Annotated in this window: 13 protein-coding genes; 5 read left to right on the top strand and 8 right to left on the bottom strand. The window is 54.6% G+C overall.

All coding sequences use genetic code 11. The annotated features are described in order from the left end of the window. Positions 1–757: 757 nt before the first annotated feature. Positions 758–1,285, bottom strand: coding sequence for a GNAT family N-acetyltransferase (locus tag ABRZ28_RS13960; protein ID WP_330520574.1), 528 nt, complete (start codon positions 1,283–1,285; stop codon positions 758–760). 318 nt (positions 1,286–1,603) lie between these two features. Then, on the bottom strand, positions 1,604–1,972 hold the full coding sequence (locus ABRZ28_RS13965) for a winged helix-turn-helix transcriptional regulator (protein WP_330520575.1): 369 nt from the start codon (positions 1,970–1,972) through the stop codon (positions 1,604–1,606). Between the two features lie 85 nt (positions 1,973–2,057). On the opposite strand from ABRZ28_RS13965, the gene ABRZ28_RS13970 reads away from it, so the two are divergent. Beyond that, positions 2,058–2,837, top strand: a complete 780-nt coding sequence (locus tag ABRZ28_RS13970) for an NAD(P)H-dependent oxidoreductase (protein ID WP_330520576.1) — start codon at positions 2,058–2,060, stop codon at positions 2,835–2,837. 130 nt (positions 2,838–2,967) lie between these two features. On the opposite strand, the gene mnmE is transcribed toward ABRZ28_RS13970, so the two are convergent. The 5 genes from mnmE to rpmH form a co-directional block, all read right to left on the bottom strand. Further along, on the bottom strand, positions 2,968–4,332 hold the full coding sequence (mnmE, locus tag ABRZ28_RS13975) for a tRNA uridine-5-carboxymethylaminomethyl(34) synthesis GTPase MnmE (protein WP_330520577.1): 1,365 nt from the start codon (positions 4,330–4,332) through the stop codon (positions 2,968–2,970). A gap of 258 nt (positions 4,333–4,590) precedes the next feature. Beyond that, entirely contained in the window at positions 4,591–6,225 is a 1,635-nt protein-coding gene (yidC, locus tag ABRZ28_RS13980; RefSeq protein WP_319605001.1) for a membrane protein insertase YidC, read from the bottom strand. A gap of 2 nt (positions 6,226–6,227) precedes the next feature. Beyond that, entirely contained in the window at positions 6,228–6,485 is a 258-nt protein-coding gene (gene yidD, locus ABRZ28_RS13985; protein ID WP_009115145.1) for a membrane protein insertion efficiency factor YidD, read from the bottom strand. After that, a complete protein-coding gene (rnpA, locus tag ABRZ28_RS13990) occupies positions 6,449–6,808 on the bottom strand; it encodes a ribonuclease P protein component (RefSeq protein WP_319605002.1) in 360 nt (119 codons plus the stop codon). The genes yidD and rnpA overlap by 37 nt, the downstream gene beginning before the upstream one ends. A gap of 18 nt (positions 6,809–6,826) precedes the next feature. Continuing rightward, positions 6,827–6,967 carry a 50S ribosomal protein L34 gene (gene rpmH / locus ABRZ28_RS13995; RefSeq protein WP_009115147.1) on the bottom strand — a complete coding sequence of 47 codons (141 nt, stop codon included), beginning with the start codon at positions 6,965–6,967 and terminating at the stop codon, positions 6,827–6,829. Positions 6,968–7,601: 634 nt separating this feature from the next. On the opposite strand from rpmH, the gene dnaA reads away from it, so the two are divergent. The 4 genes from dnaA (at position 7,602) to gyrB (ending at position 13,792) form a co-directional block, all read left to right on the top strand. After that, positions 7,602–9,002, top strand: coding sequence for a chromosomal replication initiator protein DnaA (dnaA, locus tag ABRZ28_RS14000; protein ID WP_319605003.1), 1,401 nt, complete (start codon positions 7,602–7,604; stop codon positions 9,000–9,002). Between the two features lie 4 nt (positions 9,003–9,006). Next, positions 9,007–10,107: a DNA polymerase III subunit beta gene (dnaN, locus tag ABRZ28_RS14005; protein ID WP_319605004.1), complete on the top strand. Its 1,101-nt coding sequence runs from the start codon at positions 9,007–9,009 to the stop codon at positions 10,105–10,107. A 163-nt stretch (positions 10,108–10,270) separates the two neighbouring features. Further along, positions 10,271–11,356, top strand: a complete 1,086-nt coding sequence (gene recF / locus ABRZ28_RS14010; RefSeq protein WP_330520578.1) for a DNA replication/repair protein RecF — start codon at positions 10,271–10,273, stop codon at positions 11,354–11,356. An 18-nt stretch (positions 11,357–11,374) separates the two neighbouring features. Next, complete coding sequence (gene gyrB, locus ABRZ28_RS14015; RefSeq protein ID WP_330520579.1) at positions 11,375–13,792, top strand: DNA topoisomerase (ATP-hydrolyzing) subunit B; 2,418 nt, start codon at positions 11,375–11,377, stop codon at positions 13,790–13,792. Between the two features lie 78 nt (positions 13,793–13,870). On the opposite strand, the gene ABRZ28_RS14020 is transcribed toward gyrB, so the two are convergent. Continuing rightward, the gene (locus tag ABRZ28_RS14020; protein ID WP_330520580.1) at positions 13,871–14,875 is read right to left on the bottom strand and encodes an aldo/keto reductase; all 1,005 of its coding nucleotides are present in this window, start codon (positions 14,873–14,875) and stop codon (positions 13,871–13,873) included. Positions 14,876–14,885: the final 10 nt, after the last annotated feature.

Genomic DNA, 14,885 nt, shown 5'->3' on the forward strand with positions numbered 1-14,885 from the left:
CTACGATCGCGAGAAGCCGCCAGTTTTTTAACTCGTTCTTTAAGGCTGTCGTCGATTTTGAGTGTGGTGCTTGATGTCGACATGATGCTGTCCTCGCATGGAATACAAGGCGTCACCTTTCACCAGTTTACTTCGCGCTTCGATAAAATCCGTTTATATCTGAAGCTTTTCCCGGTTCTCAGCGCAGGCGAATAAACAAAAAATCCCGCATAACAAGGCGTCATGCGGGATCGATGGCAGTGAGTGATGAAGACGCTTCAGTTTTGGTTTATCTATTTGCTTGGTAATCATATTTGTTGGTGCATTTTTGGTGATGGGTACGTTTATGAACACAAAAATGCTTTATGTATAACATGTTGAATATTATGATTAAATCATATTTCAACCAATATTGATTACACTATCTTCCTCTGAGTAAGTTCACTCCATGCAGAGTGAGCATTCCGTCAGGCAGAATAGAAATCATTTAGTAAAGAGATGGGCCATTCATTGGGTATCTGTTCAATTAAATGACCATCTCATGCGCGATCTCCTCCAGCATTCTGCTGTGCCAACCAGCTTTCACCCGCCGGTGTAAGTCGATATCTTTGCCGACTGCTTCATTTCCCCTTGCATTACCATTAGTAACCGCAACACTTCCCCGGTGCCTAAGCCGCGGTAGGGCATGGAGGCAGGTCATTCTCTCGTCGCAACGTCAGTTCACTTTCACCCTGCTGGATAACAGTTAGCGGACGGCGTAAATGGCGGCGCGCGCGGCTTACCCTTTTCTCAACTGATAGAAATCAACAAGTTCGTCGTGTTCGCGTTTGCCCGTATTCACCAGGCGGCTGCGTATAAACTGAAAGCCGTTTTTTATCAATATGTGTCCCGATGCCGGGTTGCGCTGAAGATGACTGCCGCCGATGACCGACAGCTTTAAAGCGTCGAATCCAAACTGGCAAATGGCGCGACAGGCTTCGCTGCAATAGCCCTGGTTCCAGAACTCCCGCCCCAGCCAGTAGCCGATACCGGCTTTTTCGCCATCCATGCCCATCAGCGAGGCGGCGCCGATAACACGCTGATCCGCTTTGAGCGTGATGGCAAAAGCAGCCAACGTGCGGTTTTCCCAACCCGCGGCATGGGTGGCGATCCACTTATGCGCGAGCGACGGCGGGTAAGGGTGAGGAATATGCGCGGTAACATCCGAAATCAGCGGGTCATTAACCAGTTGGTGAACCCGGTCTGCATCATCTAATTGGAACGGTCTGAGAATAAGCCTTGACGTTTCCAGGTCCGGTTGTCGCATGGTTATCCCTCTGATAATGGTTAAAAAGTCGCGATTAAACGCTATCGCGAGTTCATCGCGCCCGTCAAGGCTGGGAATGGACAAAGGAAGGTCGTGCTGTTGGGGAGATTACCGCTCGTTGCGTGATGGGCGCTTGTGGTATTCAGGAATGTTCGTTTGCGCATCGATAAAATCTGCTTATGCTTAACGTCGTTCCCCGGCCGTAAACCGAAAGTGTATGAAACATGCAAGATCGGCTATGGGCGTAAAAAATGTATTGTTAATAACCTATTGAATTTTAATTTTTTATTTAAATGGGGTGAGGTAAGCGTCTCGTTTTTAGGGCTTCTGTCTGCCGTCATACTGTTCGCGGGCGGCATCCAGTTCAGGGAAGTTAAGTTCCGCCCATCGATCCAGCGCGCTCAGGGTATCGACCAGTGAATGAGCGACGGGCGTCAGCTGGTACTCCACATGAGCAGGTTTTTCAAGATAGTCGTGTCGTTCAATTAATCCGTGGCGCTCCAGTTGCCGCAGCGTCTGCGTGAGCACTTTTTGAGAAATGCCCTCTATGCGCCGCAGCAATTCGCCATTGCGCATGGGGCCGTGGGCGAGCGCCGGCAGGATCAGCATAACCCATTTTCCTGAAATTAACGCCAGCGCATCACGCGCCGAACATTTACTGGAATAAACATCGCCAGGAAAAGCCATATCATGGTTACCTCAAAGTGCGTAATTGCAAAAGATGTCGGAACAAAACAGCATAGCAGTACATCACTATTGGGGAGATGCATTGATGAATGTACTGATCATACTGGCTCATCCCGAGCGTCAATCGTTCAATGCCCATCTGTCGAACGAGGCTTGCGATACTTTTCGACAACAGGGTCATCAGGTCAGGATTATCGATCTGTATCAGGATAATTTTGATCCCTGCGAAGGTGATCGGCACTATCTCCACGGTTTGAATGAACAGAAATTCGACGCCATGCAGGAACAGCGACATCACTGGAATATCAAGCATCTGCCGGGCGAAGTTCAGCGCCATATCGACTTACTGCTAGAGGCCGATATGCTGATACTGCAGTTTCCTTTCTGGTGGTTTGGCGCGCCCGCTATTCTGAAAGGATGGATGGATCGGGTTTTCGTCTATGGCGGTTTATATGATAGCCGTCACCGGCATGAAAATGGCGTTATGCGCGGCAAACGCGCCTTGCTGAGCGTTACCGCAGGGACGTCTGCAAATGCCTGTGCGCATAATGGGCGCGACGGCGATATGCGGTTTATGCTCTGGCCGGTCATGCACGCGTTGCACTATATCGGGTATACCTTGCTTGAACCCTTTTTAGTCGCGGGGATTCGAGGCGGGCTGCAAGAGGAACAGGAGATATTGCAGCGTCAACGGTTAGCGCGGGTGAGCGCTGATTATCGGGAAAAACTCGACAACTGGGCCGCCTGGCCGGAGATACCGTTTAACAGTAAAAAGGATTTTGGCGATGATCTCCTCCTGAAGCCGGAAGCGCCGGAATACAGCCCTTTTGTTCGCCACGATCGCGATGCCTGGAGAGGGTATTAATTCGGTATGTGTTGTTTCATCGAAAACGCCGGCCGATAGCGTCAAATAGCCGCCAATTGAACAAAAAATCCCGCATAACAAGGAACTATGCGGGATGAGTGGAAGTAAGTGGACGCTTACAGACTCAGCGTTACTTGCCGATGCAGAAGCTGGAGAAAATTCGTCCTAACAGGTCGTCGGAGGTGAATTCGCCGGTGATTTCGCTTAAGCATTGCTGCGCCAGGCGCAGTTCCTCGGCTAACAATTCGCCTGCGTAAGCGCTCACTAACTGTTCTTTGCCCTGAATCAGATGTTGGGCGGCCTGTTCCAGCGCTTGCAGGTGGCGACGGCGCGCCAGGAAGCCGCCTTCGGTGCTGCTGGTGAATCCCATACTTTGCTTGAGGTGCTCGCGCAGCGTTTCAACGCCTTCGCCGGTGCGCGCCGAGAGGCGGATAAGTGAGTAGTTACTTACATTTTCCAGTCCCAGCGGTTCGCCGGTGATATCGGCTTTATTACGCACCACGGTAATCGGCAAGGTTTTCGGCAACCGGGCCATAAATTCAGGCCAGATGGCCGCGGGTTCCACGGCTTGTGTCGTGGTGCCGTCGACCATAAACAGCACGCGGTCGGCCTGTTCTATTTCCTGCCAGGCGCGTTCGATGCCGATGCGTTCAACTTCGTCATTGGCGTCGCGCAGGCCCGCGGTATCGATGATATGCAGCGGCATACCGTCGATATGGATATGTTCGCGCAGCACGTCGCGGGTGGTGCCGGCGATATCGGTGACGATCGCCGCTTCCCGTCCTGCTAACGCATTGAGCAGGCTGGATTTCCCGGCGTTGGGCCGCCCGGCGATCACGACTTTCATGCCTTCACGCAGCAGGCTGCCCTGATGGGCTTCGGCGCGCACCGCGTCCAGATCGGCCATCACATTGTTGAGCTGGCCTTCAATTTTCCCGTCCGAGAGAAAATCAATCTCCTCATCTGGAAAGTCGATCGCGGCTTCAACGTAAATGCGCAGATGCGTTAACGCTTCCACCAGATGATTGATGCGGGCGGAAAAAGCGCCCTGTAATGAATTGAGCGCCGAGCGAGCGGCCTGTTCGGAACTGGCGTCGATCAGGTCGGCGATGGCTTCCGCCTGCGCCAGATCGAGTTTGTCGTTCAGGAAGGCGCGCTCGGAAAACTCGCCGGGGCGCGCGATACGCACGTCGGGCAAGGTCAGAATACGTTGCAACAGCAAATCAAGGATCACCGGGCCGCCGTGGCCTTGCAACTCCAGCACGTCTTCGCCGGTGAAGGAGTTGGGGCCGGGAAACCACAGGGCGATGCCCTGGTCGAGCGGCGTGCCGTCGCTATCGCGAAAGGGCAGATAGTCAGCATGACGCGGCCGGGGAATTTTGCCCAGTACGGCTTGCGCCACGGCCGACGCCGCCCGTCCGGATACGCGTAAAATACCTACCCCGCCGCGTCCCGGTGGCGTGGCTTGGGCTACGATGGTGTCGGTATTGCTCATGGTTGTCTCTCTGCGCGTCATAAAAAAAGGCGGTCATCGACCGCCTGAGGTTGATGACAAAATGCGTCGAGCGGTGAGAATGGATAGATCGTAAAGACGCTGCAAGTACATCCCTGTAAGCTCGAACCGCGCCATCCCTGGCGCGGACGCTTTACTCTTCTATTCCATTCTCACCGTTCTGGTTCGGTAGATAGGTTTGTCAACAATAAGGCGGTCATCGACCGCCTTATTGTTGTGATTATAGGTCAATCAGCGTGGTTATTTTTTCTCGCGGCTGTGCAAGCCGCGTTTTTCCAGACCACGGTAAATCAACTGCTGCTGAATGATGGTCACCAGGTTGCTGACGATATAGTACAGCACCAGACCTGACGGGAACCACAGGAAGAACACGGTGAAAATCACCGGCATGTAAGTCATGATCTTCTGCTGCATCGGGTCGGTGACGGTGGTCGGCGACATCTTCTGGATAAAGAACATCGTGACGCCCATCAGGATCGGCAGAATGTAGTACGGGTCTTGCGCCGACAGGTCGTGGATCCACAGGGCGAACGGCGCATGACGCAGTTCGACGGAGCCCATCAGCATGTAGTACAGCGCCAGGAAGATCGGCATCTGAATCAGCAGCGGGAAGCAGCCGCCCAGCGGGTTTACCTTCTCCGACTTGTACAGCGCCATCATTTCCTGACTCATACGCTGTTTGTCGTCGCCGATGCGCTCGCGCATCGCCGTCAGCTTCGGCTGCAACATGCGCATTTTCGCCATCGAGGTGTACTGCGCCTTGGTCAGCGGGTACATGATACCGCGCACGATAAAGGTGATGGCGATAATGGAGAAGCCCCAGTTGCCGATAAAGCCGTGCAGGAATTTCAACAGCTTGAACAGCGGCTGAGAAATAAACCATAGCCAGCCGTAATCAACGGTCAGATCCAGATGCGGCGCGACCGCGGCCATCTTGTCCTGAATTTCCGGGCCGACCCACAGGGTGGCGTTCAGATTTTGCTGGCTGCCGGCCGGTACGACGGTCGGGGTGGATTTAAAGCCGATGGCGGCCTGGCCGTTACCCAGATTGCTGGTATAGAAGGTATTGGCGCCAGCGGTGGTCGGGATCCAGGCGGTTGCGAAATACTGCTGCAACATCGCTACCCAGCCGCCGTTGGTGGTGATATTCAGGTTCTCGTCCATATCGCCGAAGCTGTATTTTTTATACTTGTCTTCGCTGGAAGAGAACGCCGCGCCGCGATAGGTATGCAGCGCAAAGTTGCTGCTGCCGGTATCGCGGTGCTTCGGTAAATCGATGGATTGTTTCAACTGACCGAACAGCGTCAGTTCCAGCGGCTGAGCGCTGGTGTTATTGACGCTGTAATCCACGCTCAGCGCATAGTCGCCGCGTTTCAGGACAAACGTTTTGGTGTAAGTCACGCCGTCGGCCGCGGTATAAGTCAGCGGAATGCGCAGTTCGTCTTGACCGTCGGCCAGCTCAAAGTGATCCTGTTCGGCAGTGAACAATGGACGCGGGCCATTCGCCGGATTATCCGGACCGTTTTTGCCCGTCAGGCCGCTTTGCGCCTGATAAACGAATTCAGGCGTGGTTTCCAGCAACAGGAAGGGTTTATCGGAACCCAGCGTATCCGGATAAGCCAACAGATTAGCCTGCTCGATGTCGCCGCCACGAGTATTGATGGTCAGAGACAAGACATCGGTTTTAACCGTGATGAGCTTACCTTGACCGCTGGCGGGTACGCCCTGGTTACTGGCATCACCGGATGCTGTATTCGTCGCCTGCTGTATGGCCTGCGTGGTCGCTGGCGGATTTTTGTCCGTTTCCCAGGCCTGCCAGATCATAAAGGTTACGAATAGCAGAGCGATGAGAAAAAGATTGCGTTGCGAATCCATCGTTAATGTTCTCTGTTATTGTCGGTTTTTGGCGGTACGGGATCATCACCACCAGGGTTCAAAGGGTGGCATTTTAATACGCGTTTAAGCGTCAACCAACTGCCTTTTATCATGCCGAACCTGCGAATTGCTTCAATACCGTATTGGGAGCACGTTGGCCGAAACCGGCAATGTGGTCCCAGTAACGGGCTGATAACGAGTTGATAACCGCGTATCAACCCGATCAGCAGGCGAGAGCCAAACGACAGTGCCGACGCCATAATTTTTCCAACGCTTCCGTCAATGTTCGGTTATCCAGTTCAGACACCCCTTTTTTGGCGATCACCACAAAATCCATTGCGGGCAATGAATGTTGATGCAGGCGAAAGCTTTCGCGCGTCAGACGTTTAATCCGATTGCGTTCATGAGCACGTTTGACATGCTTTTTGGCGACGGTAAGACCGATGCGGGGATGCCCCAGCGTGTTCAGGCGGCCGAGAATAGTAATTTGCGGCGTGCCAGCCCGTTGCGGCTGCTGGAAGACGAAAGTGAAATGGCTGGGAGTTAACAAACGTAACTCCCTGGGAAAAGCGAGCTTAACCACTCGGTGGGTTAGCTTTTATTACTTAGAAACGGACAGACGAGTACGGCCTTTCGCACGACGGCGGGCCAGAACCAGACGACCATTTTTAGTGGCCATACGAGCACGGAAACCGTGGCTACGGTTACGCTTCAATACGGACGGTTGGAAAGTGCGTTTCATGGCGATTTCTACCTAAACTTGGATAATTAACTTCACAGTAAACGCGTTTGGCTACTCGGCGTGAAAATGACCGACGCCTCAATCGCATAACAAAGAGGCGGGATTGTAATAATTGTACAGTCCTGAGTCAATTAACATCACACTTTACATGCCGGCCATTCCAATTATTTTTGGATTTCTGTCTGGCGGAGCACAGAAACAGGCATTGACGCGCGGGCAGAGAATTATACGGACTCTGGCATAAAGCGCAAGGATCCTGCTGCGATCCTTGCGGCGAGATCATGATCAATGTCAGCGTAACAGGTTTGCCGTCTGGTTTATTCTGGGGTGAATTTCGTCGTCCCGCCAAGAATAAGATTCTTCCGATCTTCTGGGATGGAGACGGGAACTGTTATAAGAATAGCCTGTGGATAAAAAGGATCAAAACTGTGCGGAAGGGGAGGATCTCTTTCCTGGTTTAGGTTATGATCCGCCGTCCCGTTAGCGATCCTTCTTCGGGATCGTCACGGAAAACCGCATCGGTTACGCGGTGCATCTGTCGTCTTTTGTGGACGGGGGCAGGTGCCAAAATCATGAGTCGCATAAATATCTTATTCTTTTCTTTTTGATCGTTCTTGTTCGAGTGGAGTCCGCCGTGTCACTTTCGCTTTGGCAGCAGTGTCTTGCCCGTTTGCAGGATGAGTTACCTGCCACAGAATTCAGTATGTGGATACGCCCGTTACAGGCGGAGCTGAGTGATAACACTCTGGCGCTCTACGCCCCTAATCGCTTCGTTCTGGATTGGGTTCGTGATAAATATTTAAATAATATCAATGGCTTGTTAAATGATTTTTGTGGGATGGACGCCCCGTTGCTGCGCTTTGAAGTGGGCAGCAAACCGTTGGTTCAGACGATCAGTCAGCCGGTTAGCCATCATAGTAACGGCAATGCCAACGTCGCGGCGGCCGTCCAGGTACGCTCTGCGCCGGTGCGCCCAAGCTGGGATAACTCGCCGGTGCAGGCGGAGCATACCTATCGCTCCAACGTAAACCCCAAGCACACCTTTGATAACTTCGTCGAAGGTAAATCGAACCAACTGGCGCGCGCCGCCGCCCGTCAGGTGGCCGATAACCCCGGCGGCGCCTATAATCCCCTGTTCCTGTATGGCGGCACCGGCCTGGGTAAAACGCACTTATTACACGCGGTGGGCAACGGCATCATCGCCCGTAAAGCCAATGCGAAAGTGGTTTACATGCACTCCGAGCGCTTTGTGCAGGACATGGTGAAAGCGTTGCAGAATAATGCGATCGAAGAATTCAAACGCTATTACCGTTCGGTCGATGCTTTGCTGATCGATGATATTCAGTTTTTTGCCAACAAAGAACGTTCGCAGGAAGAGTTTTTCCACACCTTCAATGCGTTGCTGGAAGGAAATCAGCAGATCATTTTGACCTCGGATCGTTATCCGAAAGAGATCAACGGGGTGGAGGATCGTCTGAAATCCCGCTTCGGCTGGGGGCTGACGGTGGCCATTGAGCCGCCGGAGCTGGAAACGCGCGTGGCGATCCTGATGAAAAAGGCCGATGAAAATGATATTCGCCTGCCGGGCGAAGTGGCTTTCTTTATCGCCAAACGTCTGCGTTCCAACGTGCGTGAACTGGAAGGGGCGTTAAATCGCGTGATTGCCAACGCCAACTTTACCGGCCGCTCCATTACCATCGATTTTGTGCGCGAGGCGCTGCGCGATCTGCTGGCTTTGCAGGAAAAACTGGTTACTATCGACAATATCCAGAAGACGGTGGCGGAATACTATAAAATTAAAGTCGCTGATTTGTTATCCAAACGTCGTTCCCGCTCGGTGGCCCGTCCGCGTCAAATGGCGATGGCGCTGGCCAAAGAGCTGACCAACCACAGCCTGCCGGAAATCGGCGATGCGTTTGGTGGTCGCGACCATACCACGGTGTTGCATGCCTGTCGTAAAATCGAACAGCTGCGTGAGGAAAGTCACGACATCAAAGAAGATTTTTCCAATTTAATCAGAACATTATCTTCATAACACTATGAAATTCATTGTCGAACGCGAACATCTGTTAAAACCGCTGCAACAGGTCAGCAGCCCGCTCGGCGGCCGACCAACCTTACCCATTCTTGGCAACCTGCTGTTGCAGGTGACCGAAGGGGCGCTATCGCTTACCGGCACCGATCTCGAAATGGAGATGGTCGCCAAAGTGGCGTTGACGCAACCGCATGAGCCGGGCGCCACCACGGTGCCGGCGCGTAAACTGTTTGATATCTGCCGTGGTTTGCCGGATGGCGCGGAAATCACCATCATGCTGGATGGCGATCGCATGCTGGTGCGCTCCGGCCGCAGCCGTTTTTCGCTGTCGACCCTGCCGGCCGCCGATTTTCCCAATCTGGACGACTGGCAGAGCGACGTTGAATTCTCGCTGCCGCAGGCGACGCTGAAGCGTTTGATTGAAGCCACGCAGTTTTCGATGGCGCATCAGGACGTGCGTTATTACCTCAACGGCATGCTGTTTGAAACCGAAGGCGAGGAACTGCGCACGGTGGCGACCGATGGTCACCGTCTGGCGGTATGCGCCATGCCGGTGGGGCAGACGCTGCCGTCGCATTCGGTGATCGTGCCGCGTAAAGGCGTGATGGAGCTGGTGCGTTTGCTGGACGGCGGCGAGACGCCGCTGCAATTGCAAATCGGCAGCAACAATATCCGCGCCCACGTCGGCGATTTTATCTTTACTTCCAAGCTGGTCGACGGCCGTTTCCCTGATTATCGTCGCGTATTGCCGAAAAACCCGGATAAAACGCTGGAAGCCAGCTGTGATTTACTCAAGCAGGCGTTCTCCCGCGCGGCGATTCTGTCGAATGAAAAATTCCGCGGCGTGCGTTTGCACCTGATCCAGAATCAATTGAAGATCACCGCCAATAACCCTGAACAGGAAGAGGCGGAGGAAATTCTGGATGTCCAGTACGACGGCACCGAAATGGAGATCGGTTTCAACGTCAGTTACGTGCTGGACGTGCTGAATGCGCTGAAATGCGAGGATGTCCGTTTACTGCTGACCGACTCGGTTTCCAGCGTGCAGATCGAGGATAGTCTTAGCCGGGCGGCCGCCTATGTCGTCATGCCGATGCGTCTCTAGTCTATGGCGGGCGAATTTACTTGCCGGGACGGGGCGCATTCACCATCCTCACGCATGTCGAGTACGCTCCGGCTGCTTGCTGCGTGCGCTCGTTGGGCCGGACGACCATCCGCGCCCAATCTGTCTGTGCCGATAACGATTTTAGATCGCAAGAAATAGTCGCATGGCGCTTACTCGTCTTCTTATTAAAGATTTCCGCAATATTGAAGCGGCTGATTTGGCGCTGGCGCCCGGCTTTAATTTTCTGATCGGAGCGAACGGCAGCGGCAAAACCAGCGTGCTGGAAGCGATTTACACGCTCGGGCACGGGCGGGCGTTTCGCAGCGTGCAGGCCGGCCGCGTGATTCGTCACGACCAGCCGGAATTTGTCCTGCACGGCCGCATCGACGGCGTCGAACGAGAACGTTCGATCGGCCTGAGTAAAAATCGCCAGGGCGACAGCAAAGTACGCATCGACGGCAGCGACGGCCATAGGGTGGCCGAACTGGCGCAACTGTTGCCGATCCAACTGATCACTCCCGAAGGATTTACGTTGCTGAACGGCGGGCCGAAATATCGCCGCGCCTTTCTCGACTGGGGGTGTTTCCATAACGAACCCGGTTTTTTCTCCGCCTGGAGCAATATGAAGCGCCTGCTGCGTCAGCGCAATGCGGCGCTGCGGCAGGTGAGTCAGTACGGGCAACTGCGAGCCTGGGACCAGGAGCTGGTGCCGTTGGCTGAACGCATCAGTGAGTGGCGGGCGCAATACAGCGCGGCGATCGCCGAGGATATTTCCGCCACCTGCCGCCAATTTTTGCCGGAATTTTCTCTTAGCTTCGCTTTTCAGCGCGGCTGGGATAAAGAAAGCGATTATGCCGAACTACTGGAACGGCAGTTTGAACGCGACCGTATGCTGGGGTATACGTCGCTGGGGCCGCATAAAGCCGACTTTCGTATCCGCGCCAGCGGCGTGGCGGTCGAGGATATGCTGTCCCGTGGTCAGCTAAAGCTGCTGATGTGCGCTTTAAGGCTGGCCCAGGGTGAGTTTCTCACCCGTCAGAACGGACTGCGCTGTCTGTATCTGATCGATGATTTTGCTTCCGAACTGGATAGTACCCGCCGCCGTTTGCTGGCTGAACGGTTAAAAGCAACCCATGCGCAGGTTTTTGTCAGCGCCATCGGCGCTGAGCAGATAGCCGACATGATTGGTGAAAATGGCAAGATGTTCCGCGTGGAACAGGGTAAAATAACGGTTCAATCACAGGACTAAAATGAGCGAGAAACGTTGATGTCGAATTCTTATGACTCCTCAAGTATCAAGGTATTGAAAGGGCTGGATGCGGTACGTAAACGCCCAGGTATGTACATCGGTGATACGGATGATGGTACCGGTCTGCATCACATGGTATTCGAGGTTGTGGACAACGCTATCGACGAAGCGCTCGCTGGCTATTGTAAAGACATTGTCATCACTATCCATGCTGATAACTCAGTCTCGGTACAGGATGACGGTCGCGGCATTCCCACCGGTCTGCATGAAGAAGAAGGGATCTCCGCGGCGGAAGTGATCATGACGGTGCTGCATGCCGGCGGCAAATTTGATGACAACTCGTATAAAGTTTCCGGCGGCCTGCATGGCGTGGGGGTTTCGGTGGTTAACGCCCTGTCGGAAAAGCTGGAGTTGGTGATTAGCCGCGAAGGCAAGGTGCATCAGCAAACCTATCGCCACGGCGTGGCGCAGGCGCCGCTGGCGGTGACGGGCGAAACCGAAAGAACCGGTACCACCGTGCGTTTCTGGCCAAGCCACGAGACATTCACCAATGTGGTGGAGTTTGAGTATGAAATTCTTGCCAAGCGTCTGCGTGAGCTGTCATTCCTGAACTCCGGCGTTTCTATCCGCCTGATCGATGAGCGTGAAAAAGATAAGTCCGATCACTTCCACTATGAAGGCGGCATCAAGGCGTTTGTTGATTACCTCAACAGAAACAAGACGCCGATTCACCCGACGGTGTTCTATTTCTCCACCGTGAAAGACGATATCGGCGTTGAGGTGGCGTTGCAGTGGAACGACGGTTTCCAGGAAAATATTTACTGTTTTACCAACAACATCCCGCAGCGCGACGGCGGTACGCACCTGGCCGGCTTCCGCGCCGCCATGACCCGTACCCTGAACACCTATATGGATAAAGAGGGCTACAGCAAGAAAGCCAAAATCAGCGCCACCGGCGATGATGCGCGTGAAGGGCTGATTGCCGTGGTTTCCGTTAAAGTACCCGATCCGAAATTCTCCTCGCAGACCAAAGACAAGCTGGTGTCGTCGGAGGTGAAAACCGCCGTTGAATCGCTGATGAACGAGAAGCTGGTGGATTACCTGATGGAAAATCCGTCGGACGCCAAAATCGTGGTGGGTAAAATCATTGACGCCGCGCGCGCGCGTGAAGCCGCCCGTAAGGCGCGCGATATGACCCGCCGTAAAGGCGCGCTCGATCTGGCCGGTCTGCCGGGCAAGCTGGCGGACTGTCAGGAGCGCGATCCGGCGCTGTCCGAACTGTACCTGGTGGAAGGGGACTCGGCGGGCGGCTCCGCCAAACAGGGGCGTAACCGCAAGAATCAGGCGATTCTGCCGCTGAAAGGCAAGATCCTTAACGTCGAGAAAGCGCGCTTCGACAAAATGCTCTCTTCCCAGGAAGTGGCGACGCTGATCACCGCGCTGGGCTGCGGTATCGGCCGCGATGAGTACAACCCGGACAAGCTGCGTTATCACAACATCATCATCATGACCGATGCCGACGTCGATGGTTCGCACATTCGTACCCTGCTGCTGACGTTCTTCTACCGTCAGATGCCGGAAATCGTCGAGCGCGGACACGTTTATATCGCGCAGCCGCCGCTGTACAAGGTGAAAAAAGGCAAGCAGGAGCAGTACATCAAAGATGATGACGCCATGGATCAGTACCAGATTATGCTGGCGCTGGACGGGGCGACGCTGCACACCAACGCCGCTGCGCCGGCGATGGCGGGCGAGCCGCTGGAAAAACTGGTGGCCGAGCATTACGCGGTACAGAAAACCATCGGGCGTATGGAGCGTCGTTTCCCGCGGGCATTGCTGAACAGTTTAATCTATCAGCCGACGCTGGCCGAAGCGGATTTAAGCGATCGCGAGCACGTTCAGCAGTGGATTGAAACGCTGGTCACGCGTTTGAATAACCAGGAACAGCACGGCAGCGCCTACAGCTTTGTGATTAACGATAATCAGGAACGGCAGATTTTTGAACCGGTTCTGCGTGTGCGCACCCACGGCGTCGATACGGACTATCCGTTGGACTACGCCTTCGTTACCGGCGGTGAGTATCGTAAAATCAATCAGTTGGGTGAAAAACTGCGCGATCTGATTGAAGAAGACGCCTACATTGAACGCGGCGAGCGCCGTCAACCGGTCGCCAGTTTCGAGCAGGCGCTGGAATGGCTGGTAAAAGAATCCCGTCGCGGTCTGGCGATCCAACGCTACAAAGGTCTGGGCGAAATGAACCCGGAACAGCTGTGGGAAACCACCATGGATCCCACCAGCCGCCGCATGCTGCGCGTTACGGTGAAAGACGCCATTGCGGCCGACGAGCTGTTTACCACCCTGATGGGCGATGCGGTGGAACCGCGCCGCGCGTTTATCGAAGAGAACGCGTTGAAAGCGATGAATATCGATATCTGATCGGCGACCTCCCCGTTGCCGGGGAGGAAATCAACATGGCCGGCTCAGACCGTTGAGCCGCCATGAATCGCTTTGTCGTCAGCCTCTTGTTTCCGCCGCCTCGCGATGAAGCCGCTCAAGGCGGTTATCGATGACGGCGAGCGTCTCCTCGCCGAGGGCCAGATCGGCGCCGGCCAGATTTTCATGCAGATGCCGCGCTTTCCTGATCCCCAGAATCACGTTGACGTGCTGATGCCGGGCGCGCAGATAGGCGATGGCCAGCGAACTGGTCGAGACGCCGTACTGCCGTGCGATTTCGCCCAGTTCACGGCTAAAGGCCAGCGCCTTGCGGAAGGTTTCGCCTTGCCACCAGGGGTTATTGCGGCGTACATCGTCGGGCGGCAGGATGTGGTCCTCGCCGATACGGCCGCTGAGCAGTCCCTGCGCCAGGGGCGTATAGGCATGAAAGCTGATGCCGTTATCCCGGCACAGCGGCAGGATGTCGTTTTCCGCTTCCCGGAACAGCATGTTGTACTTTTTCTGCACAATCGCGATCTCCCCATGTTCGATATAACTTTGAATATGGTGCGGCTCGCAGTTCGATGCGCCAATCGCTCTGATTTTCCCCTCTTGCTTCAACTGCATCAGCACGTCGATGGTTTCCTCTATCGGGGTGAGAAACGGCGGCATCGCAGGGTTATGAGTATAGTAAATATCGATATAGTCGGTAGCCAGGCGCTTCAGGCTTTGTTCCACTTCGATCCTGATGGTGCGGGGGCTGAGGTTGCGCTTGACGCGCTTTCCCTCCCAGGTAAAGCGATAGCTGCCCTCATCGTCGTCCCACCACAAACCGCATTTGGTGGAAAGGACGACGCGGTCTCTGCGCCCTTTGATCGCTCGCCCGATGATCTCCTCGCTGTGTCCGAACCCATACACCGGCGCGGTGTCGATACAATTGACGCCGGCGTCCAGCGCGGCGTGAATGGCCCGAATGGACTCCGCATCGTCCGTATCCGGAAACTGAAAACCGCCTCCCATACCGAATGCGCCGAGCGTCAGCACCGACGCCTCGATACCGCTGTTGCCGATTTGCATCGTTTTCATGGCGTCGTTC

Origin of the sequence: Brenneria sp. g21c3, assembly GCF_040240345.1 — a bacterium.
Lineage (GTDB): Bacteria > Pseudomonadota > Gammaproteobacteria > Enterobacterales > Enterobacteriaceae > Brenneria.

Bases quoted from the DNA above. Each gene is read 5' to 3' on its own strand.
- ABRZ28_RS13960 (WP_330520574.1), bottom strand. From the start codon at position 1,285: ATGCGACAACCGGACCTGGAAACGTCAAGGCTTATTCTCAGACCGTTC.
- ABRZ28_RS13965 (WP_330520575.1), bottom strand. From the start codon at position 1,972: ATGGCTTTTCCTGGCGATGTTTATTCCAGTAAATGTTCGGCGCGTGAT.
- ABRZ28_RS13970 (WP_330520576.1), top strand. From the start codon at position 2,058: ATGAATGTACTGATCATACTGGCTCATCCCGAGCGTCAATCGTTCAAT.
- mnmE (WP_330520577.1), bottom strand. From the start codon at position 4,332: ATGAGCAATACCGACACCATCGTAGCCCAAGCCACGCCACCGGGACGC.
- yidC (WP_319605001.1), bottom strand. From the start codon at position 6,225: ATGGATTCGCAACGCAATCTTTTTCTCATCGCTCTGCTATTCGTAACC.
- yidD (WP_009115145.1), bottom strand. From the start codon at position 6,485: ATGGCGTCGGCACTGTCGTTTGGCTCTCGCCTGCTGATCGGGTTGATA.
- rpmH (WP_009115147.1), bottom strand. From the start codon at position 6,967: ATGAAACGCACTTTCCAACCGTCCGTATTGAAGCGTAACCGTAGCCAC.
- dnaN (WP_319605004.1), top strand. From the start codon at position 9,007: ATGAAATTCATTGTCGAACGCGAACATCTGTTAAAACCGCTGCAACAG.
- recF (WP_330520578.1), top strand. From the start codon at position 10,271: ATGGCGCTTACTCGTCTTCTTATTAAAGATTTCCGCAATATTGAAGCG.
- gyrB (WP_330520579.1), top strand. From the start codon at position 11,375: ATGTCGAATTCTTATGACTCCTCAAGTATCAAGGTATTGAAAGGGCTG.
- ABRZ28_RS14020 (WP_330520580.1), bottom strand. From the start codon at position 14,875: ATGAAAACGATGCAAATCGGCAACAGCGGTATCGAGGCGTCGGTGCTG.